The sequence below is a fragment of the Mesorhizobium sp. M1D.F.Ca.ET.043.01.1.1 genome, from assembly GCF_003952385.1.
Classification (GTDB): domain Bacteria; phylum Pseudomonadota; class Alphaproteobacteria; order Rhizobiales; family Rhizobiaceae; genus Mesorhizobium.
This window is the reverse complement of sequence record NZ_CP034444.1, coordinates 6,470,883-6,488,651: the sequence shown is the minus strand read 5'-3', so window position 1 is coordinate 6,488,651 and position 17,769 is coordinate 6,470,883. Positions and strand designations below refer to the sequence as shown.

Below are 17,769 nucleotides of genomic sequence, written 5' to 3'. Positions count from 1 at the left end.
CTATCTTTGGGGCCGGCTACCCTGACAAGAAGTCATTTGGGTAGCCGCTAGGGTAGCCAGGGGAGACGATACTGGATGGAAAGCAGGCCATTTCATCGAGTGTTCCACATGACCAAATGCGAGGCTGCAGTCCAGCAAAGCGAGACGGCCATCACTGCTTTCCATGTCGGCCAGTTCGCTGCCACAGTGACATTGGCCGGCGCTGCGGAATCGATGGCTCCGACCAAGACTGGCGGCTTATGGGAAATCATCCGAGACAACCCAAAACGTCCCTTCCCCGAAAAGGAATGGATCACGCAGCTAAACGGCACGCGCGATTGGCTGAAGCACAATAAAGCCGACTCCACACGTAACTTGGTGGCTTTCGAGGCCGGGTTGGCGATCCTGCGCGCGATGGACAAATGGGAGCCTTGGACGGCACCTCTGCTCGCGTTCAAGGATCTCTGGTTTTTAACGCCGAAACTGATGCGGCTCGAAGATTACGAGCCCGAATGAAGCCCGGTAGCCGAAGCCGATGTGCTGACGCCTGGATCGCCATCGGGCGATAGGAAGCGCCCGCTACGTTGCCGCAGCGAGCGCTCCAGTGGCCCCTCGCCGGCAGGACGGTACGCCTCGCTAAGATGGATAATAAGCGCGCCCTAGTTGAAGCGCCGCATATTAGAGCCGCGTGACTTTTCTGCCACTAGACACCGGAAGGCCCCGGAAGCCAAAGCCGTCGGGCCTCAGAGATGCAGCGAAAACTAGGTAACCGTTAATTGGAACACATTCCCCGGCCGCGATGTTGGGTAGGTTAGAGGGACGCGAAACCCCACCGCCGGACGACGCCGATGAATACGTGGAGAACTTCGGTCGAGATCGAGGAACTTGAAAATAGGCATTATGTGCGCGTCATCGAGGACGGCACGGTCAGCATCAAGGGCTTCGGTTCTCAGTCAGAGGCCAAAACCTTTGCCAACAGCGAACGCGTGCGGCTCGGGCTTGGCACGCCTCTCAAAAAATAAGCGCAGCCACCTGAGTAGCGGCCTAGGATTTCTTGTCGCCATTTGGATTTGGTGCCGGAGCCTCTCGCACGTCTCGCGGTGCCGGATCGACATGGTCGGGCTCTGGCGAGCAATGATCGGGGTCGGCGGGATCGTCCTTTGTCGGCTTTTGCTTCGGCAAGGGACGCTTGTCCCGTTGGTTCTGCATTCGCGCGCGCTCCTTTCCCGCTGAAAACCGGGCAGACGCGCTGTTTGTTCCAGAAAACTGAGAGGGGCCATGAAGCGAGGCCACCGGGCGCTTCCTCGTATTTTAGCAAAATGTGAAACAAAGCGATTTCGCCAGCGTTTTAAGCTCCACGAAGGAGCCTTCCAGCATGGATCCGGCTACAGCAGCGGTCATGGTTTTGCTTTTGTGCGGCCCAGGCGATGCATCTATCTGTAAACCGGTCAATACGGCGCCACGGGTGTTCGCATCGCTCGGCGAATGCCGTTCCTCGTTGGCAGCTGAACTCGCTGGCGACGCCAGCGGAAGAATGATCGGCCGATGCAAGGTGATCGATCCGACTGTCACGGGCTCCCTGCCAGCCGGCTATACGACAGTTACGGTTACGCATGGCGGCGACACTGTCAGGTATATTGTTCCGCACAAGGAATAGCCCGGCCACCGAAGCAGCCGGGCCTTCAAGTGTCCGAAGGGGAGCTTTAGTTCATCGCAGAATGCGTCTCGCCGGTCAGCCGCCGCGCCTCTTGTCGGCCGAACGTATCGGCTGCCATGGCCTTCATCGTCTCGGCCGTTACGATAAACTTGGCCACACATGCGCCTTCCTGGCTGCCGTCATAGCCGCGCTGGTTCGTATAGTAGGAAATCCGGAACAGATTGGCCGCGATCTCCTCAACGCGTCCCACGCCCTGCACGAAGGTATCAAGCACGACGGCTGGTTCGATAAGGTCGCTCATGGCTGCACCGGCACAAGCAGGTGAACGATCTGAACGAACACGCGCCGTTGCTCTGGCGAGAGCTGGCGGAACAGCCGGAGGATTTCCATCTCTTTCGCGTTCATAGGCCCGCCTCCCGCTCAAGGAAAGCCAGCGCTGCGATTAAGGTGTTCTCCGCACTCCGAGAGGTTATGCACTTATCTGCAAGGGTGTAGCGGATCGCCTCTGCCACGCCACGAAGGCTCGTTGCTGGCGGGCAGTCCTTCCAAAGCCTGTGTGACGCCGGTCCGTAGGTTGCCTGAACGAAATCTTCTTCATTGGCGAATGTGATCATCCCGCCTGGGATTGCCTCGAATGCGGCCACCCCGGCGTAATACTCCGCGATCGTATCGGCGAGCGGGTCCGGTCCGGTGTCGCCGGGGTAAGGCTCAGGAAGCCGTGAGGCTGATACGCTCCCTTTTTCGCCTTGCGAGGGAATGGGTACTGCTACAGGTAGCGAAAATCCAGCGGCGCCGCTGAAATCGTCAAGCACTCCCCTTGCGGGGAAACAGCATTGCGCCGCATGTTGCTCTCCTAACGAGCAAAAAGGGGCAGCATTCTTGGTCAACGAAGACTCGCCGAAAGGGAAGCGCACTATTGATGGTGAGACAGTCGACCGAAAGGCCGGCGCCGGCTTCGAGCTTCCTGCTGAGCGTATCTTCCGTGAAGTGAAATTTCATCGTCATGGCGATCTCCGAAAATGAGGTCGCCGCACCGGTGAGGATTATATTCCTGATCTCTGGCCGATTGCCAAGAGGTACGTGATCACGCCATGTCCTTTTGAGGTAGAGATTAGCTATCTTGCATATGCGGCGGACCATGGTTCGCCAGGCCGGCGCCAGGGCTCAGGCAATTCTCCCCCACGAGAAAAGGCGCCGGTCACCTTAGCCCGCCGCGCGGGTGTGGGGGCACACCCAGCGGCGGGTTATCGGATTCTGCCGGTCCTCTTGACGAGGCGGAAGAGCCAGCGATGGACGGCCGCCCTGTCAGGCCTGGTCGGGATGCCAATCGCGCTCCACGCTCCGAATGATGGCCTCCATTTGCGGGATCATCCATCTGAGATAGGCGGTGTGGATCTCATCCGCCGGCGTGCGTCCAGCCTCGATGTCGACCAGAAGCTGCTTGTCGTCGGCCAGCTTGTTGCGCCACCAATCGATGATCTCTCTTCGCGCCCCAGGCATGAAGCCGCTTCCCAGCTTCCTAACGCTTCGGATATAGGCGCCTTGCCCTACCTGGCAATCACTCTGGTTGGTTCTGTCGCACGACTGAAGTCGTATAGGCAGGCGTATTGGTCCCTACAGTGAAACAACTTGCCCGATGCATCATTTGACAGAGCCGGCGAGCATCTGTCCCTTCGTTCGGCGGCATGAGAGAGTGAATAGGTGCCCGCCATCCCGTTGCCTGGGGTGACGGGCATCTGTTTTGTTGTCCTATTTTTGGCCGACTGAACTTGTGCCTGGCGGGGCGAAAAAACAGGTCCAACTAAAACTGTGATAGGCCTCGAAATTCATGTGTGGGGTCAACGGCCGATAGAACGTCAACAGGCGCTCGCAAATGTGATAGCGATCATCTGGCGAAGTCTGGACACGCTCTCTGGGAATAAACCACTCCGGCTCCTGGGGCTCGTTCAAGTAGAATGGGCGTGGCGGCCGCACGAAATAGCCGTCCTTTGTCATCCTGACGTAGCTTGAATCGATCGGGTGACAGTCTTTGCCCCCGCAGCAATCATGCTGGAGAACTGGGTCTGACTTACCCGTATACCAATCGTGGGCATCGGCATTGCCGAGCAGTGCGAGCCACGTCAATGCGAAATACCGCTTTGACTGCGTCATGGAAATCCCCTCGCAGCCTGCATAGCACATTAGCAATAGCTAATCTTCAGGCTGAAAGTTGTACTGGAAGCTGCAAAAGGTCGGTATCGAGAATACCCTCAGAGCACCAGGGACCGCGCGCAAACGTCTCCCAGCCCGCTCGAACATATTAGCCGATGCTTGCGAACCTATTACGCGGCGCCAGCATTGTATCGGCATGGCAAAAGGGCTTTCGCATCGGAGATGAGGTCGCCATCGCAGCGACTGTGCGCCGGCGCGTCACGGACGATTGCGTCAGCGTCTCGATCCCTTCCTATGGGTTCCCGCACTCGAGCTTCGGGTGGCGGCCATCCTTCGTTATGCGAAGGCATGCCCTGCGCAGCCTTGGTGACGGAGGACGGCCACTCAAGCCTTGATCGGATTGAGCTTCAGATGCTGGACCAGGATGATGGTCTTGGCATCGACGATGCGGCCGTCGGCAATGCCGGCCAGCGCCTCGTCGAGCGGCATTTCCAGAACCTCGATGTCCTCGCCCTCCTCCGGCGCTCCGCCGCCGTCGGAGATGCGGTCGGCCGGCGAATAGCGCGCGGTGAAGAACCAAAGCCGCTCCGTCACGGAGCCGGGGCTCATATAGGGCGCGAATAGCCGCTCGACGTTCTTCAGCCGGTAGCCGAGCTCCTCTTCCGCTTCCTTGCGGATGCAGGTTTCCGGATCGTTTTCGTCGAGCAGGCCGGCGCAGGCCTCGATGAGCGGCTCGCGATGGCCGGTGACATAGGCCGGATAGCGGAACTGCCGCACCAGGAGCACCGTCGAGCGCTGCGGATCGAAAGGCAGGATCACCGCGCCGTCGCCGCGGTCGTAGGTCTGGCGGGTCTGCGTTTCCCAACGCCCGTCGCGGCGCCGATAGTCGAGCACCGTCTTCTTGACCGCCCAGTCGTCGGACAGGACTTCTTCAGAGCGGATCCGGACGCGATCTTCCATGTGAACTCCGTGCTGCCGGCAAGCGTTATCGGCGAACAGGTGCCCCGCCGCAATCCTGGAAACCGACTGATCCAGCCAAGACTTCACCGGCTCGGTGTCTGGCGCGAAGTGCCACGGCTGGCCCTAGATAGCCGGTATCTCTCCCAGGAGCCCGTTTCATGCGCACGTCAGTCGCCGCTCCGGGCCCGATTCGCGTCCCTCGCCCCATGCCCGGGCCGCCAAGGCCTCCAACAGGAAGCCTTGGGAAGGCCGGCGGCCCCCCTGCAGCCCGGCGAGGATCCCTGGCAGACTGTTTCGGCCTCGGCCATTGCCTATGACACCGGGTGGAATGTACCGCATGCGCTGGACGAGGGAGAGATCCAGCAAGTCATCGTACGTTTCGCCGAGGCGGCGGCGCGGGCCGCGCGCGCCGGCTTCGACTTCATCGAGTTGCATGCCGCTCACGGCTACCTGATCTTCCAGTTCTTGTCGCCGCTCTCCAACCAGCGCACCGACCGCTGGGGCGGCTCGCTGGAAAACCGCATGCGTTTCGCCGTCGAAATCGCCAGGGCGGTGAAGAAGGCCGCACCGGACCTGATGCTCGGCGGGCGCCTTTCAGTGAAGGAATGGGTCGATGGCGGCTTCGACGTCGAAGAGGCGATCGAAGTGGCCAAGGCGCTGAAGGCGGAAGGCGTCGCCTATCTCTGCTGTTCAAGCGGCGGCAATTCGCCATTGCAGAAGCTGCCCGGCGGTCCCGGCTACCAGGTGCATCTGGCGGAAGCGGTGCGCAGGGGCGCCAACATCCCGACGCGCGCCGTGGGCCTGATCGACGACCCCAGGCAGGCCGAGGCGATTCTGGCCGATGGCCGCGCCGACATGGTGGCGCTGGCGCGCGCCTTCCTCGCCGATCCGCGCTGGGGCTGGCGCGCGGCGGCGACGTTCGGCGAGGAAATCCGTCCGGCGCCGCAGCTGGCGCGCTCGGTGACGACGATGCAGCACTGGATGAAGGCGGCCGGCTGAGCGGCTGTTTCCACAGGTGACGCACGGGCTGAGACCTTTGGGCGCAGGGGTACCGCCACGATTGCAACCAAATTGGCCGTTTTGCGTTGGCGGCCATGACAGACAGCAAGCCGTTTGAAAAGCCGGTGGTGGTCGAGCTCGGCCATGTCGGCAAATATCGCCAAATAAGCAGCACCCGCGAAGCCGCCGAGTGCCTGATGACCGTTTGGCCGCTCAATCGCGGACAGCGGCATCGTGATGCTCTCGACACTTGCCTCAAGGCGCTGGAAGGTTATCGTTCGACAGCGGACGCACGCCGCGCCCTGATAGAGGCTGCCAGGGAATCGGAGGTGCTGGTTCCTGAAGACAGGTTGCCCGACGGAAAGCTGCACTGAGCAATTGCAGGAGAAGTGTGAAGCGGTTCTCCGTCCGGAATTGCGTGAAAACAATTAGAGCAGGTCGGCGATTACGACAGACGCTGAACTGGTCTGGCAGGCTAGGGTTTCTCGACCGGAGGATTCTATGGCGAAACTGATGTACAAAATTGTCGAGCATGACGGCGGTTGGGCCTACAAGGTCGGCTCAACTTTCTCGGAAACATTTCCCACGCACCAGGACGCGCTGCGCGCCGCCGAGATTGCCTCGGCAGAGCAGCAGATCGCTGGCGCCACGGACGGTATCCAGTATGAGGATTCCGAGGGTGTCTGGCATGACGAACTGGCCGATGGCCGCGACCGGCCGCAGACCGAGGTCTCCGACTAGTGTTTTGATATCCGCGCCGCGACCGACCATGCCCCTGCCTCCATGTCGGCCGCCGGCGGAGGCGTCGAGTATTTGCCGCAATACTGATCGTTGACGTTCATCCCGGCATTGGCATCGGGCCCGGGAGTGTTGGAAGCACATGGGCCGACAGGACCGGGATTGCCAAGGCTGTTGAGGCCCGTGGCCTCGCTGTCGGAGCGGATGCTGCCGGTGGTGGAAGGATCGACTGGCACCCGTTCGTTCGAGACCGGGCGATCATGGTGCCACCACGACCACATGTCCGAGGATTGCGCCATTGCCGAGGTTGCCATGCCCAGCACGAGCGCGGATGTTGCAAGAGCTTTCACAAGCATCGGATACTCCATTCGTTTGGTCGCCAAGGGCGACGCGAATGAAACCCTGGGTTGGGGGCGAAAGTTCCAAGGAAAAATCGTGACGAGACAAGATGTTCGACACGTTTGTGTGACGAGGCCGTGAGTTTCCGCAAGATTAGACTTGGCTGAAATTCAGGTGATACCAGCGAATGCACGTTCGGCTACGCGCTGAATGAAAGCAACCACCCGTTCCGGCTCCACGAATTGCGGCATGTGCCCGAGCCCCTGAACCCGTTCGAAGTCGAGCTGCTTGATCCTGCCCGGCATCGGATCGCCATGCGCCGCGATGCCGATGACCCGGTCATCCGCGCCGAACAGAATGCCGGCCGGCATCACGATCTCGCCATAGCGCTGTTCCAGGCGGCCCAGATCCTCTTCCACCGCCACGAAATCGGTTGAGGTCGCATGGAAATGGGCGGGCCGCAGACCGAGCCACCCGCCTCCGACGATCATGTAGTCCCCGGGCACGGCTTGCGGCGAGAAGATGAATTTCATCGTCGGTTCCGCATATTTCAGGCTGACCGGTATCGCTACCGTACGGGCCAAGACCCGGCGCCACAGGCGCGAGGGAACATAAAGCAGGTCGAATTTCTGGCGCGCCCTTGCTTCCAGATGCGTCAGCGGCGCGAGCAGCGCGATGCCGGAAATCGCCGTCGGATGCTCGATCGCGAGCGCGAGCGCGACGGCGCCGCCCAGCGAATGGCCGACGACCAGCGGCCTTTCCAGCCCGAGTTGCTCGATGAAACGCCGCACCACTTCCGCCTGCTCTGGCAGACGGCCGCTCGCACCGCCTGCCCGCACCGAATATCCCGAGCCCGGCCGGTCGAGCGCGATCAGCCGATAGCCGGCGCCGAAGCGTCCGAACAGCGTCTGCCGGAAATGGTGGAGCTGCGCGCCGAGGCCGTGCAGGAAGACGATCGGCCTGCCCTCGCCTTCCTCGACATAGTGGATACGGTTGCCGTCGATCTCGATGAACTTGCCGCAAGCCGGCACCAGCCTTTCGGCCCTGGCCGCGATCCGCCATGTCGCCAGCATGAAGCCGAGCACGGCAACAATCGCCGCAACGAGCAGGCCGCCGACCAGCCACGACAAAACCGATATCAGCATCTTTGCACCCCGGCCGGACCGGCGCACCTTACCCGCTACCGTATCTGCCACAAGAGCCCACCCTGCCTGCGCATTGCAGCCGGCCGGCCGCCGCGTTATCTCAGGCGACCTGCAGCCGGAGTGAGCCATGTCTGAAATCGTTACCGCCGCCATGCTCGTGATCGGCGACGAGATCCTCTCCGGCCGTACCAAGGACAAGAACATCGGCCATCTCGCCGATATCATGACGGCGATCGGCGTCGATCTGAAGGAAGTGCGCATCGTTCCCGACGAGGAGGACGAGATCGTCGCCGCCGTCAACGCGCTGCGCGCCCGCTACAGCTATGTCTTCACCACCGGCGGCATCGGCCCCACGCATGACGACATCACCGCCGATTCGATAGCCAAGGCCTTCGGCGTGCCTTGCGAATACGATGCCAAGGCCTATGCCATGCTCGAAGCAAGCTATGCGCAACGCGGCTTCGAGTTCACTGAGGCGCGCAAACGCATGGCGCGGATGCCGCGCGGCGCCGACCATATCGACAATCCGGTATCGATCGCGCCGGGCTTCCGCGTCGGCAACGTTCACGTGATGGCGGGCGTGCCGTCGATCTTCCAGGCGATGCTCGACAATGTGGTGCCGATGCTGAAGACCGGCACCAGGATGCTGTCGGCCACGGTGCACTGCCCGTTCGGCGAAGGCCTGGTCGGCGGACCGCTGGCCGACATCCAGAAGGCGCATCCAGACACCATCATCGGCTCCTATCCGAAATATGGCGACGGCAAGTTCTGGACCGAGCTCGTGGTGCGCGCCCGCAGCGAAGCAGCTCTCGAGGCCGCGCGCAAGGACGTCGAGGCCATGGTGGCGGGCCTGTCGGCCGCGAGCTGAGCTCCCGGAACCAGAAGGCGCGCGCCGACGTTTCTGGCACGGCACTTCGTGCCGGCCATTTGATGGCCGGAGGCGCGCTTGGGCCGACCAATTTGAGAGCCGGAGGCGCGTTAGTGCCGAATTTGAGAGCCGGAGGCGCGCTTGCGCCGACAAACTGAGGGACCGGTCATGCGCTTCAAGACCATCGTCGCCATTCTCCAGAACGAGCAGGACGCAGAGCGCGTGCTCGACTGCGCCATCCCGCTTGCAGAGCGGTTCGAGAGCCACCTCGTCGGCATCCATGGGGAAGCGCTTCCGGTCCCCTATACGTCGGCAACCGGTTTCCCCGACACGGAATTCCTGCAGGTCTCGGCCGAGATGAACAAAGAGCGCGCCGACAAGCTGCAGGCGGTGTTTCTCAGGCGCATTGAGGATTCCGGCCTGTCCTTCGAGTGGCGCAGCCTCGAAAGCTTCTCCGGCGACAGCGCGCTGACCGGCATTTCGAGCGTGCGGGCGGCTGACCTGATCATCGCCGCGCAGCGCGATACCGGAGGCGATCCGGGCGCTGATGTCGACACGCTGGTCTACGACGCAGGCCGGCCGGTTCTTGTCGTTCCGCATGCCGGGCCGCTCGTCACCACCTTCAGGCGCGTGCTGCTCGCCTGGAACGGCAGCAAGGAGGCGGCCCGCGCCGCGTTCGACGCCCTCCCCTTCATCAGCGAGGCGGACAAGACCGACATTCTCGTCATCGATCCGCCGGAGACGCTCGACGAGGCTCCCGAGGCGGCGGGTGCCGAGATCGCGGCTGCCTTGTCGCGCCATGGCGCCAATGTCAGCGTTTGCGTGCAGAAATCGGGGGGAACCTCGGTCGACGACCTCATCCACGAGAGGATTGCCGAATCCGGCGCCGATCTGCTGGTGCTCGGCGCTTACAGCCATTCCTGGCTGCGCCAGCTTCTGTTCGGCGGCGTCACCCGCACCGTGCTGCGCACGGCAAACGTAGCGGTCTTCCTGTCGAGATAAGCATGTCTCCCGAAAGTGGGCGCCGGTTTTCGGGGTCAAGAGACATGCTTGGATCAAAAAACGTAAAACGCACCCCTGATTTAAGCGGCCTGCTTTGAGTCCACAGCCATCGCTGAATCCCACCTTGCCAAGGCTGGCGCTTTCCGGCTAATTCCGCCTGCATTCCAATGTTCCTGCGCGCCGAGGCGCGCGCTTGCGGAGTGCGTGAACCATGTCTCTTCCCGAAAAAGCCTTTCCGGTCTCCTGGGACCAGTTCCACCGCGATGCCCGCGCGCTCGCCTGGCGGCTTTCCGGCACCAACAAAGGCCAGTGGAAGGCGATCGTCTGCATCACCCGGGGCGGCCTGGTGCCGGCCGCCATCATTTCGCGCGAGCTTGGCATCCGCGTCATCGAGACGGTTTGCGTCGCCTCCTATCACGACTACACGAGCCAGGGTCAGCTGCAGGTGCTGAAGGAAATCTCCCCTTCGCTTCTTGCCGATGACGGCGCCGGCGTGCTCATCATCGACGACCTCACTGACACCGGCAAGACGGCCGGCATCGTGCGCGCCATGATGCCGAAGGCGCATTTCGCCACCGTCTACGCCAAGCCGAAAGGCAGGCCTCTGGTCGATACATTCGTCACCGAGGTCAGCCAGGACACCTGGATCTACTTCCCGTGGGACATGGGCTTCACCTACCAGAAGCCGATCGCCGACGATCACGCCGGTTGAGTGACCGCCATATCTTCCACAGAAACAGGCCGCGAAGGCGCGCCCCTGCCGTAGAATTGCGGTTCATGGGCGCAACTACTTGGTGAGATCGACTTTTTCTGGGGGATTTTCCAGAACGAGTGAAGTTTTTTACTTTTAAACCTCATAATTCGCCGTAAGATTCGTAAGGTGGCAAACGATTCTGGAGGCTGGAGCAGCTTCTTCGATGTTGACGAGGCCGACGACGCACAACCAAATGGCCGAAAGAGTCCGCAGACTCTTCGGCACGGCGCCTTGCCGCCTGCAGGTTGCTGCCTTGCCTTGGCGAGAGAATGAGAACGGCGTCGAGATCATGCTGATCACCAGCCGCGATACCGGGCGTTGGGTGCTGCCGAAAGGCTGGCCGGAAGCCAGGGAGCCTTTATGCGAAGCCGCCGCCCGCGAAGCGGGCGAAGAAGCGGGATTGCGCGGCACCGTTTCGCATCTCGAAGCCGGCCGCTATTTCTACGGCAAGGTCCTGGCATCCGGCGAGGAAGTGCCTTGCGAGGTCCTGGTATTCCCGCTCAAGGTCGACCGCGTTGCCGACCGCTGGAAGGAAAAGCGCGCGCGCACCCGCAAATGGGTCGGCTGCGCCGAGGCCGTCCGCATGGTCAACGAGCCCGATCTTTGCCAGATCATCGCCTATTTCTGCGCTGACCCTCACAAATTCGCCTGAGTCATCAATTATTTGTGCGCTTGGTGGGCAAACCGCGCGTTGCCGAGCAGGCGCACCGATGATTTGCTTGCCGATGAAATGGCGATTCGGCTAACGGCATCGATTGATGACGAACTCCACGCAGCCACTCGAAGAGAACTCCGGCGAACACCGGCGCGAGCATCGCCAGCGCGTGCTCAAGGGTGGGACGATCATCACCAGCATCCAGAATTCCGAGGTCAGTTGCACGGTGCGCAATCAGAACCCCGGAGGCGCCGAACTGAAAGTCGCGCCGGAATCGCGCGTCCCCGATCATTTCCTGCTCTATGTTCCGCTCGATGGCGTGGCCTATCGGGCGGAAGTCCGCTGGCGCCGCAATGACCGCGTCGGCGTCAAGTTCACCGGCACGGAGCCCAAGCCCAGGCTCCATTACGGCTGACGGTCTGCCGGCGAGGCAGGAAGGCACCCGGCCGAAGCCGGATGCCATTCGTCTCACATGACGAGCCCTTTGGTCAGCTCCAGCGCCTGGCGCTCGAACAACCGCCGGTAGATGCCGCCGTTCAGCCGGATCAGCTCGTCATGCGATCCTTCCTCGACGATGCGGCCGCGATCGAAGACCAGCAGCCGGTCGAGCGCCCTGACCGTCGAGAGCCGGTGTGCGATGACCAAGGTCGTGCGCCCGACCATCAGCCGCTCCATCGCCTTTTGGATGAGCACTTCCGACTCGGAATCGAGGCTGGATGTCGCCTCGTCCAGGATCAGGATGCGCGCATCGGCCAGGAAGGCGCGCGCGATCGCCACGCGCTGGCGCTCGCCGCCCGACAGCTTCACGCCGCGTTCGCCGACCAGGGTTCCGTAACCCTTGGGCAGGTTGGCGATGAAGTCGTGCGCGCTGGCGAGTTTCGCCGCGTGCTCGATCTCTGCCTGGGTGGCGCCCGGCCTGGCATAGGCGATGTTCTCGGCCAGCGACCGGTGGAACAGGATCGGCTCCTGCTGGACGATGGCGATCTGGCTGCGCAGCGATGCCTGCGTAACTTGTGCGATATCCTGGCAGTCGATCAGGATCCGGCCCGCATTCACGTCGTAGAGGCGCTGGATCAGCTTGACGAAAGTCGTCTTGCCCGATCCCGAATGCCCGACGAGTCCGATGCGTTCGCCCGCCGCGATCTCGACCGAGAAGTCGCGATAGAGCGGCAGCCGGTGGTTGCCGTAGTGGAACGTCACCTTGTCGAACGCGATGCGGCCTTTGGTGATCCGGATCGGCGCCGCGCCGGGCCGGTCCTCGATGCCGAGCGGCTCCGACTGGAAGTCGACCAGTTCCTCCATGTCGTTGATCGAGCGCTGCAGGTTGCGGATATGCGTGCCGATATCGCGCAGATAGCCTTGCAGGACGAAGAACGAGGTCAGCACGAAGGCGATATCGCCGGCGCTCGCCTGGCCCCATGTCCAGAGCATGAGCGCGAGGCCGATCACGGCTGCCCTCATCAGGAGCAGCATCGTGCCTTGCGTGGTGCCGTTGAGCGTGCCGCGCACCCAGGTGCGGCCCGTGCGCAGGCGCCATTTGGCGACCACGCGGGCAAACCGCGCTTCCTCGCGAAGCTCGGCGCCAAAACCCTTGACGACCGCGTTGCAGCTCACCGCGTCGGCCAGCGCCCCGCCGAGCCGCGTGTCCCAGCTGTTGGCAAGGCGTGCCGCCGGCGCGACATAGCCGAGCGACAGCATGGCGGTGACGGCGATGAACAGCACCGAGCCGACGGCGACCAACAATCCCATCATCGGCCAGAACCAGCCGAGCAGCAGCGTCGACCCGACGAGCATGACGAGCGACGGCAGCAGCGCGATCAGGATCGTGTCGTTGAGCAGGTCGAGTGCCCACATGCCGCGCGTGATCTTGCGCACGGTCGAGCCGGCGAAGCTGTTGGCGTGCCAATCCGTCGAAAAACGCTGGACGCGGTGGAAGGCGTCGGCGGCGATGTCCGACATCATCTTCAGCGTCAGTTCGACGATCCACATGAAGGCGACATTGCGCAGCACGACGCCGCTGAGCGCCAGCGCCATCAGGATGGAGAACGCCGTCGTTGCGGCGTGCCATGCCACCTCGTCGGCGCCTGCGCTGCTGGCGACCGCGTCGACCAGGCGGCCGGAGTAGAGCGGCGTCAGCACGTCGGCGAGCGTCGAGAGCAGGAATGCGCCCACGATGAGCGACAGCCGCCACGGCTGGCGGCGCCAGTGACTGAACGTGAATCCGAGCACGCTGCGGAAGGCGCTGGCGCGCAGATCGATCTTGAAACGAGCCATGATGTCATCCGGGCGCAGACAGGCCCGGTCCCGGTAAAGTCAAAATTGGAAACCCGCGGCGGCGCCTTTTGGCGACTGGGAATGCGGAGGTTCGGTATGGGTGGGGCGCCCGCCTGAAGGCGGCGACCGGCAGCGGCAAAGGCCCGCTCTGCATCTGGCTGTCCGAAGGGGCTTCGGGCGGCCGGTGCAGACCTAGGCTTCGCGGCCTCGCATAACGATGTCAAATCCTGGCATACGGTCCTCCCGGAAGGGAATCGCGGAGAGGCTCTTATAGGGATGCTTCGATCGGCCGCCAAGGCGAACCGTTGTCAAAAACAAATCTGGCTCAACCACTGAGACGATTTTGCAACAATGCTATCTGCGCGTGTGCCTAGCCGCGATCGCGGAACCGGTTGGTGATCGGGTAGCGGCGGTCGCGGCCGAAATTCTTCCTTGTGATCTTCACGCCCGGCGCCGCCTGCCGGCGCTTGTACTCCGCTATGTAGAGCAGATGCTCGACGCGCGTCACCGTCGCCCGGTCATGGCCGCGCGCGACGATGTCGTCGACGCCCATCTCGTTCTCGACCAGGCATTCGAGGATGTCGTCCAGCACCGGATAGGGCGGCAGCGAATCCTGATCGGTCTGGTTCTCGCGCAGTTCCGCCGACGGAGCCTTGTCGATGATGTTCTTCGGGATCACCTCGCCCGACGGGCCGAGGGCGCCCGGCGGCACATGCGTGTTGCGCCAGCGCGACAGCGCATAGACCTGCATCTTGTAGAGGTCCTTGATCGGGTTGAAGCCGCCGTTCATGTCGCCATAGAGCGTGGCATAGCCGACCGACATTTCACTCTTGTTGCCGGTGGTGACGACCATCGAGCCGAATTTGTTGGAGATTGCCATCAGGATCGTGCCGCGCGCACGGCTCTGCAGGTTTTCTTCGGTGATGCCTTCCTGGGTGCCCTCGAAAAGCTGCGTCAGCGCATGCTTGAAACCTTCGACCGGCTCGGAGATCGGCACGATGTCGTAGCGGCAGCCGAGCGCGCGGGCGCAGTCCTCGGCGTCCTTCAGCGAGTCCTTCGAGGTGTAGCGATAGGGCATCATGATGGTGCGCAGCCGCTCCTCGCCGAGCGCATCGACGGCCAAGGCCGCGCAGATCGCCGAGTCGATGCCGCCGGAGAGGCCGAGCACCACGTTCTTGAAGCCGTTCTTGTTGACGTAGTCGCGCAGGCCGAGCATGCAGGCGCGGTAGTCGGCCTCCTCGCGGTCGGGGATTTTCGACATCGGCCCTTCCGAGCAGGCCCAGGTCTCGCCTTTTCTCTTCCAGGTGGTGACGTCGACCGCCTCCTCGAACTGGCTCATCTGGAAGGCAAGCGTCTTGTCGGCGCCGATGGCAAACGACGCGCCGTCGAAGATGAGCTCGTCCTGGCCGCCGAGCTGGTTGGCGTAGATCATCGGCAGGCCGGTTTCGATGACCTGCCGGATGACGACCTGGTGGCGGACGTCGATCTTGGCGCGGTAGTAGGGCGAGCCGTTCGGCACAAGCAGGATCTCGGCGCCGCTTTCGGCCAGCGTCTCGCAGACCGCGATGTCGCCCCAGATGTCCTCGCAGATCGGGATACCGATGCGCACGCCGCGGAAATTCACCGGCCCTTGCAGCTCCGGTCCGGCCTGGAAGACGCGCTTTTCGTCGAACTCGCCATAGTTCGGCAGGTCGAGCTTGTAGCGCTCGGCAATGATCTTGCCGCCGTCGGCGAAGACGATCGAATTGTGCGTGCCCGACTTGCGCTTCAGCGGCGTGCCGATGATGACGCCGGGACCGCCGTCGGCGGTATCCTTGGCGAAATCCTGTGCCGCCTTTTCGCAGGCTTTCAGGAAGGCCGGCTTCAGCACCAGGTCTTCCGGCGGATAGCCGGCGAGGAACAGCTCCGTATAGAGCACCAGGTCGGCGCCCTGGCGTGCCGCGTCCGCCCTCGCCTCGCGCGCCTTGGCGAGATTGCCGGCGACTTCGCCGACAGTCGGGTTCAATTGGGCGACAGCGATGCGCAGGATGTCTGGAGCGGTCTGGATCATGTACCGGGTTTAGCGTGGCGGAAATTGCCGGGCAATGGCGATTGCTTGTGCCAACTAGGATCGATCGTTTCGATCGTATCCCGATCGATCGTTTCGATTGTATCCCGATCGATCGTTTCGATAGCGGTATCTCGCCGATCAGGCCTAGTCGTTCATGTACTCGCTTAGCGCTTCCACGGAGCGGTTCTCACCGATCGACATCGCCAGGATGCGCGAGATGTGCCGTCGCGGCAGCCCGCTCTCGGACGACCATTGGTTGATCTGGGCCTGGATCTTGTCGAGATCCCGCTTGGACGTCGGGCTTTCGGCGATGTCTAGGCCGGCGTCGCGCAGCGCTGCCGCCATGTCGGCCGAGATGACGAACGTGTCCCACTCCAGCCAGCGCAGGAAATACTGGCCGGTATTGCCGCCAAGCCGGCTGCCATGCTTGCCGAGATAGGCGGTCAGTCCGACCTGGTCGTCGGCCGGCCATTGGGCAAGGAACTTGCCGAAGCTGCCATGTTCCTTCGAGACGCGGTCGACGAAGGCGGCATTGTCCCGAACGGATTTGATCTTCTGCGGATTGCGCACGATGCGCTTGTCGGATGCCAGCTCGTGCCAGAAATCGTCCGGCTGGAACAGGAGCCGCTTTGGCTCGAAACCGAGGAACGCCTCCTCGAAGCCCGGCCACTTCTGCTCGATGACGCGCCAGACGAAGCCGGCGGCAAAGATCCGCTCGGCCATGGTGGAGAGGATGCGGTCATCGGGAACTTTCGCCACCGCGGCATTGTCGGGCATCGGTCCAAGCAGCGACGCCAACGCCTCTTCACCGCCCTTGCGCTTTGCCGCCCGGGCACGAATTTTCTGGAAATCGGCCATCTCCGCCCTCGCCTGTTCAGACCAATCTATCACTTCCCGTCCAGGCCGGTACCCTCTACCTCTCCTCTATGAGCAATTCCGGGAAAGGCGCGCCGCGGTTTTCCGTCTGGGATGCGTAGAAGCAAATATGCAAGCGTGGCGACGGAGAGGACGATGAACAAGACGGTCGAGGATCTGGCGAACCGCTGGCTGAAGCAAAAGCCAGACGGTCTTAGCGCCCTCGAGAGCCGGGTGCTGCAAAGCGCTATCGATCGCACGACCGTCACCAGCGACACCAACAAGGCGGTCGCCTTTCACCAGACCTTTGGCGATCGTGTCGCCGACACCATCGCCAGAATCGGCGGTTCATGGTCCTTCATCCTCGGCTTCATCGCCTTTCTGATCCTATGGACCTTCGGCAATGTCTGGCTTCTGACGCGCGACGCGTTCGATCCGTATCCCTTTATCTTCTTGAACCTGGTGCTCTCCATGATCGCCGCGCTGCAGGCGCCCGTGATCATGATGTCGCAGAACCGCCAGACCGAACGCGACCGCATCGACGCCGCTCATGATTACCAGGTCAACCTGAAGGCGGAGATCGAGATCATGGCCCTGCATGAGAAGCTCGACGAGTTGCGCCACAGCGAGATCATCGGCATGCGCGACGAGATCCTGCGCATGGCCGAGCAGATCAGGCGGATCGACGAGAAGCTGTCGGCGCGATCGGCAAGCTGATGAGCGAGGCCATCCACCGTCTCATCGAGCAATACGGGCTGGTCGCGGTCTTCCTCGGCTGCGTCGCCGAAGGCGAAAGCGCCGCCATCCTCGGCGGCTTCTTCGCCCACCAGCAGATATTCGTGCTCTGGCAGGCGTTCCTGGCCGCGTTCCTCGGCGCTTTCGCCGGCGACACGTTCTTCTTCACCCTCGGCCGCAGCTTTGCCGATCATGCCTATGTCGTAAGGCTGCGCAAGCGGCCGGGCTTCCGCCGCGCCTACCGGCTGCTCAACACCCATCCCAACATCTTCGTGCTGACCAACCGCTACGTCTACGGAATGCGCCTTGTCGGCGGCATCGCCGCCGGGCTGTCGACCGTATCGGTGCCGCGCTTCGTCATCCTCAACGCCATCTCGTCGGCGATCTGGGCTGCTTTGTTCAGCACCGTCGGCTACGTCTTCGGATTGGGCGCGGAGCGCATGGTCGGTCAGGCGTTCGCCCGTCACGAGCGGCTGCTCATCGCTCTGGCCGTAGGGCTCATTGTCGCTATCGCCGCCTGGCTGGTTGCTCACCACTTGGCCGGGCGCGAACGCGCCAAGGACGCGCGGGAGGATCAGGCGGGTTCATAAAGCCGCGTTCGTGGCGCA

Annotated in this window: 22 protein-coding genes and 1 pseudogene; 13 read left to right on the top strand and 10 right to left on the bottom strand. The window is 62.6% G+C overall.

The annotated features are described in order from the left end of the window. Positions 1–75 precede the first annotated feature (75 nt). Both EJ067_RS31155 and EJ067_RS34815 read left to right on the top strand, forming a co-directional pair. Positions 76–495 carry a hypothetical protein gene (locus EJ067_RS31155; RefSeq protein WP_126088933.1) on the top strand — a complete coding sequence of 140 codons (420 nt, stop codon included), beginning with the start codon at positions 76–78 and terminating at the stop codon, positions 493–495. 332 nt (positions 496–827) lie between these two features. Continuing rightward, positions 828–1,001, top strand: coding sequence for a hypothetical protein (locus EJ067_RS34815; protein ID WP_189510208.1), 174 nt, complete (start codon positions 828–830; stop codon positions 999–1,001). Between the two features lie 289 nt (positions 1,002–1,290). Here EJ067_RS34815 and EJ067_RS34810 read toward each other — a convergent pair whose 3' ends face one another. The 3 genes from EJ067_RS34810 to EJ067_RS31140 form a co-directional block, all read right to left on the bottom strand. After that, positions 1,291–1,551 (bottom strand): hypothetical protein, encoded by a 261-nt coding sequence (locus EJ067_RS34810; protein ID WP_168247337.1) that lies wholly within the window; start codon positions 1,549–1,551, stop codon positions 1,291–1,293. Positions 1,552–1,682: 131 nt separating this feature from the next. Then, entirely contained in the window at positions 1,683–1,937 is a 255-nt protein-coding gene (locus EJ067_RS31145; protein ID WP_126088931.1) for a hypothetical protein, read from the bottom strand. Between the two features lie 100 nt (positions 1,938–2,037). After that, positions 2,038–2,523, bottom strand: a complete 486-nt coding sequence (locus EJ067_RS31140) for a hypothetical protein (RefSeq protein WP_126088930.1) — start codon at positions 2,521–2,523, stop codon at positions 2,038–2,040. Here EJ067_RS31140 and EJ067_RS34805 point away from each other — a divergent pair. Beyond that, complete coding sequence (locus EJ067_RS34805; protein ID WP_189510206.1) at positions 2,516–2,659, top strand: hypothetical protein; 144 nt, start codon at positions 2,516–2,518, stop codon at positions 2,657–2,659. The two genes, EJ067_RS31140 and EJ067_RS34805, sit on opposite strands and share 8 nt — an antisense overlap. Positions 2,660–2,941: 282 nt before the next feature. Here the strand turns inward: EJ067_RS34805 and EJ067_RS31135 are convergent, their stop codons facing one another. Further along, positions 2,942–3,136, bottom strand: coding sequence for a hypothetical protein (locus EJ067_RS31135; protein WP_126088929.1), 195 nt, complete (start codon positions 3,134–3,136; stop codon positions 2,942–2,944). Between the two features lie 1,035 nt (positions 3,137–4,171). Next, positions 4,172–4,747 carry an NUDIX domain-containing protein gene (locus tag EJ067_RS31125; protein ID WP_126088927.1) on the bottom strand — a complete coding sequence of 192 codons (576 nt, stop codon included), beginning with the start codon at positions 4,745–4,747 and terminating at the stop codon, positions 4,172–4,174. Positions 4,748–4,967: 220 nt separating this feature from the next. On the opposite strand from EJ067_RS31125, the pseudogene EJ067_RS31120 reads away from it, so the two are divergent. The 3 genes and pseudogenes from EJ067_RS31120 to EJ067_RS31105 form a co-directional block, all read left to right on the top strand. Continuing rightward, positions 4,968–5,746, top strand: a pseudogene (locus EJ067_RS31120) (oxidoreductase); the annotation flags it as partial. A gap of 95 nt (positions 5,747–5,841) precedes the next feature. Beyond that, positions 5,842–6,120, top strand: coding sequence for a DUF982 domain-containing protein (locus EJ067_RS31115; RefSeq protein WP_126088926.1), 279 nt, complete (start codon positions 5,842–5,844; stop codon positions 6,118–6,120). A gap of 127 nt (positions 6,121–6,247) precedes the next feature. Continuing rightward, positions 6,248–6,487, top strand: coding sequence for a DUF2188 domain-containing protein (locus tag EJ067_RS31105; RefSeq protein ID WP_126088924.1), 240 nt, complete (start codon positions 6,248–6,250; stop codon positions 6,485–6,487). On the opposite strand, the gene EJ067_RS31100 is transcribed toward EJ067_RS31105, so the two are convergent. Beyond that, positions 6,484–6,840 carry a hypothetical protein gene (locus EJ067_RS31100; protein WP_245468091.1) on the bottom strand — a complete coding sequence of 119 codons (357 nt, stop codon included), beginning with the start codon at positions 6,838–6,840 and terminating at the stop codon, positions 6,484–6,486. The two genes, EJ067_RS31105 and EJ067_RS31100, sit on opposite strands and share 4 nt — an antisense overlap. Before the next feature lie 153 nt (positions 6,841–6,993). Beyond that, the gene (locus EJ067_RS31095; RefSeq protein ID WP_126088923.1) at positions 6,994–7,968 is read right to left on the bottom strand and encodes an alpha/beta hydrolase; all 975 of its coding nucleotides are present in this window, start codon (positions 7,966–7,968) and stop codon (positions 6,994–6,996) included. A 127-nt stretch (positions 7,969–8,095) separates the two neighbouring features. On the opposite strand from EJ067_RS31095, the gene EJ067_RS31090 reads away from it, so the two are divergent. From EJ067_RS31090 to EJ067_RS31070, 5 genes are all read left to right on the top strand, one after another. Next, positions 8,096–8,836: a competence/damage-inducible protein A gene (locus tag EJ067_RS31090; protein ID WP_126088922.1), complete on the top strand. Its 741-nt coding sequence runs from the start codon at positions 8,096–8,098 to the stop codon at positions 8,834–8,836. 168 nt (positions 8,837–9,004) lie between these two features. Next, complete coding sequence (locus tag EJ067_RS31085) at positions 9,005–9,838, top strand: universal stress protein (RefSeq protein WP_126089812.1); 834 nt, start codon at positions 9,005–9,007, stop codon at positions 9,836–9,838. Between the two features lie 211 nt (positions 9,839–10,049). Then, entirely contained in the window at positions 10,050–10,550 is a 501-nt protein-coding gene (gene gpt, locus EJ067_RS31080) for a xanthine phosphoribosyltransferase (RefSeq protein WP_066998919.1), read from the top strand. A 205-nt stretch (positions 10,551–10,755) separates the two neighbouring features. Then, positions 10,756–11,244, top strand: a complete 489-nt coding sequence (locus EJ067_RS31075; protein WP_126088921.1) for an NUDIX hydrolase — start codon at positions 10,756–10,758, stop codon at positions 11,242–11,244. Between the two features lie 106 nt (positions 11,245–11,350). Next, positions 11,351–11,662, top strand: coding sequence for a PilZ domain-containing protein (locus tag EJ067_RS31070; RefSeq protein WP_126088920.1), 312 nt, complete (start codon positions 11,351–11,353; stop codon positions 11,660–11,662). Positions 11,663–11,715: 53 nt separating this feature from the next. On the opposite strand, the gene EJ067_RS31065 is transcribed toward EJ067_RS31070, so the two are convergent. The 3 genes from EJ067_RS31065 to EJ067_RS31055 form a co-directional block, all read right to left on the bottom strand. Then, positions 11,716–13,521 carry an ABC transporter ATP-binding protein gene (locus EJ067_RS31065; protein WP_126088919.1) on the bottom strand — a complete coding sequence of 602 codons (1,806 nt, stop codon included), beginning with the start codon at positions 13,519–13,521 and terminating at the stop codon, positions 11,716–11,718. Between the two features lie 370 nt (positions 13,522–13,891). Continuing rightward, on the bottom strand, positions 13,892–15,571 hold the full coding sequence (locus EJ067_RS31060) for an NAD+ synthase (RefSeq protein ID WP_126088918.1): 1,680 nt from the start codon (positions 15,569–15,571) through the stop codon (positions 13,892–13,894). 144 nt (positions 15,572–15,715) lie between these two features. After that, entirely contained in the window at positions 15,716–16,429 is a 714-nt protein-coding gene (locus EJ067_RS31055; protein WP_126088917.1) for a DNA-3-methyladenine glycosylase I, read from the bottom strand. A 153-nt stretch (positions 16,430–16,582) separates the two neighbouring features. On the opposite strand from EJ067_RS31055, the gene EJ067_RS31050 reads away from it, so the two are divergent. Then, the gene (locus EJ067_RS31050) at positions 16,583–17,143 is read left to right on the top strand and encodes a DUF1003 domain-containing protein (RefSeq protein ID WP_126088916.1); all 561 of its coding nucleotides are present in this window, start codon (positions 16,583–16,585) and stop codon (positions 17,141–17,143) included. Continuing rightward, complete coding sequence (locus EJ067_RS31045; protein WP_126088915.1) at positions 17,143–17,751, top strand: DedA family protein; 609 nt, start codon at positions 17,143–17,145, stop codon at positions 17,749–17,751. Before EJ067_RS31050 ends, EJ067_RS31045 begins: the two co-directional genes overlap by 1 nt. The last annotated feature ends 18 nt before the right edge of the window (positions 17,752–17,769 follow it).

Bases quoted from the DNA above. Each gene is read 5' to 3' on its own strand.
- EJ067_RS31045 (WP_126088915.1), top strand. From the start codon at position 17,143: ATGAGCGAGGCCATCCACCGTCTCATCGAGCAATACGGGCTGGTCGCG.
- EJ067_RS31155 (WP_126088933.1), top strand. From the start codon at position 76: ATGGAAAGCAGGCCATTTCATCGAGTGTTCCACATGACCAAATGCGAG.
- EJ067_RS34815 (WP_189510208.1), top strand. From the start codon at position 828: ATGAATACGTGGAGAACTTCGGTCGAGATCGAGGAACTTGAAAATAGG.
- EJ067_RS31075 (WP_126088921.1), top strand. From the start codon at position 10,756: ATGTTGACGAGGCCGACGACGCACAACCAAATGGCCGAAAGAGTCCGC.
- EJ067_RS31065 (WP_126088919.1), bottom strand. From the start codon at position 13,521: ATGGCTCGTTTCAAGATCGATCTGCGCGCCAGCGCCTTCCGCAGCGTG.
- EJ067_RS31115 (WP_126088926.1), top strand. From the start codon at position 5,842: ATGACAGACAGCAAGCCGTTTGAAAAGCCGGTGGTGGTCGAGCTCGGC.
- EJ067_RS31070 (WP_126088920.1), top strand. From the start codon at position 11,351: ATGACGAACTCCACGCAGCCACTCGAAGAGAACTCCGGCGAACACCGG.
- gpt (WP_066998919.1), top strand. From the start codon at position 10,050: ATGTCTCTTCCCGAAAAAGCCTTTCCGGTCTCCTGGGACCAGTTCCAC.
- EJ067_RS31105 (WP_126088924.1), top strand. From the start codon at position 6,248: ATGGCGAAACTGATGTACAAAATTGTCGAGCATGACGGCGGTTGGGCC.
- EJ067_RS31145 (WP_126088931.1), bottom strand. From the start codon at position 1,937: ATGAGCGACCTTATCGAACCAGCCGTCGTGCTTGATACCTTCGTGCAG.
- EJ067_RS31050 (WP_126088916.1), top strand. From the start codon at position 16,583: ATGAACAAGACGGTCGAGGATCTGGCGAACCGCTGGCTGAAGCAAAAG.
- EJ067_RS31060 (WP_126088918.1), bottom strand. From the start codon at position 15,571: ATGATCCAGACCGCTCCAGACATCCTGCGCATCGCTGTCGCCCAATTG.
- EJ067_RS31085 (WP_126089812.1), top strand. From the start codon at position 9,005: ATGCGCTTCAAGACCATCGTCGCCATTCTCCAGAACGAGCAGGACGCA.
- EJ067_RS31100 (WP_245468091.1), bottom strand. From the start codon at position 6,840: ATGCTTGTGAAAGCTCTTGCAACATCCGCGCTCGTGCTGGGCATGGCA.
- EJ067_RS31095 (WP_126088923.1), bottom strand. From the start codon at position 7,968: ATGCTGATATCGGTTTTGTCGTGGCTGGTCGGCGGCCTGCTCGTTGCG.
- EJ067_RS31055 (WP_126088917.1), bottom strand. From the start codon at position 16,429: ATGGCCGATTTCCAGAAAATTCGTGCCCGGGCGGCAAAGCGCAAGGGC.
- EJ067_RS31125 (WP_126088927.1), bottom strand. From the start codon at position 4,747: ATGGAAGATCGCGTCCGGATCCGCTCTGAAGAAGTCCTGTCCGACGAC.
- EJ067_RS31090 (WP_126088922.1), top strand. From the start codon at position 8,096: ATGTCTGAAATCGTTACCGCCGCCATGCTCGTGATCGGCGACGAGATC.
- EJ067_RS31135 (WP_126088929.1), bottom strand. From the start codon at position 3,136: ATGCCTGGGGCGCGAAGAGAGATCATCGATTGGTGGCGCAACAAGCTG.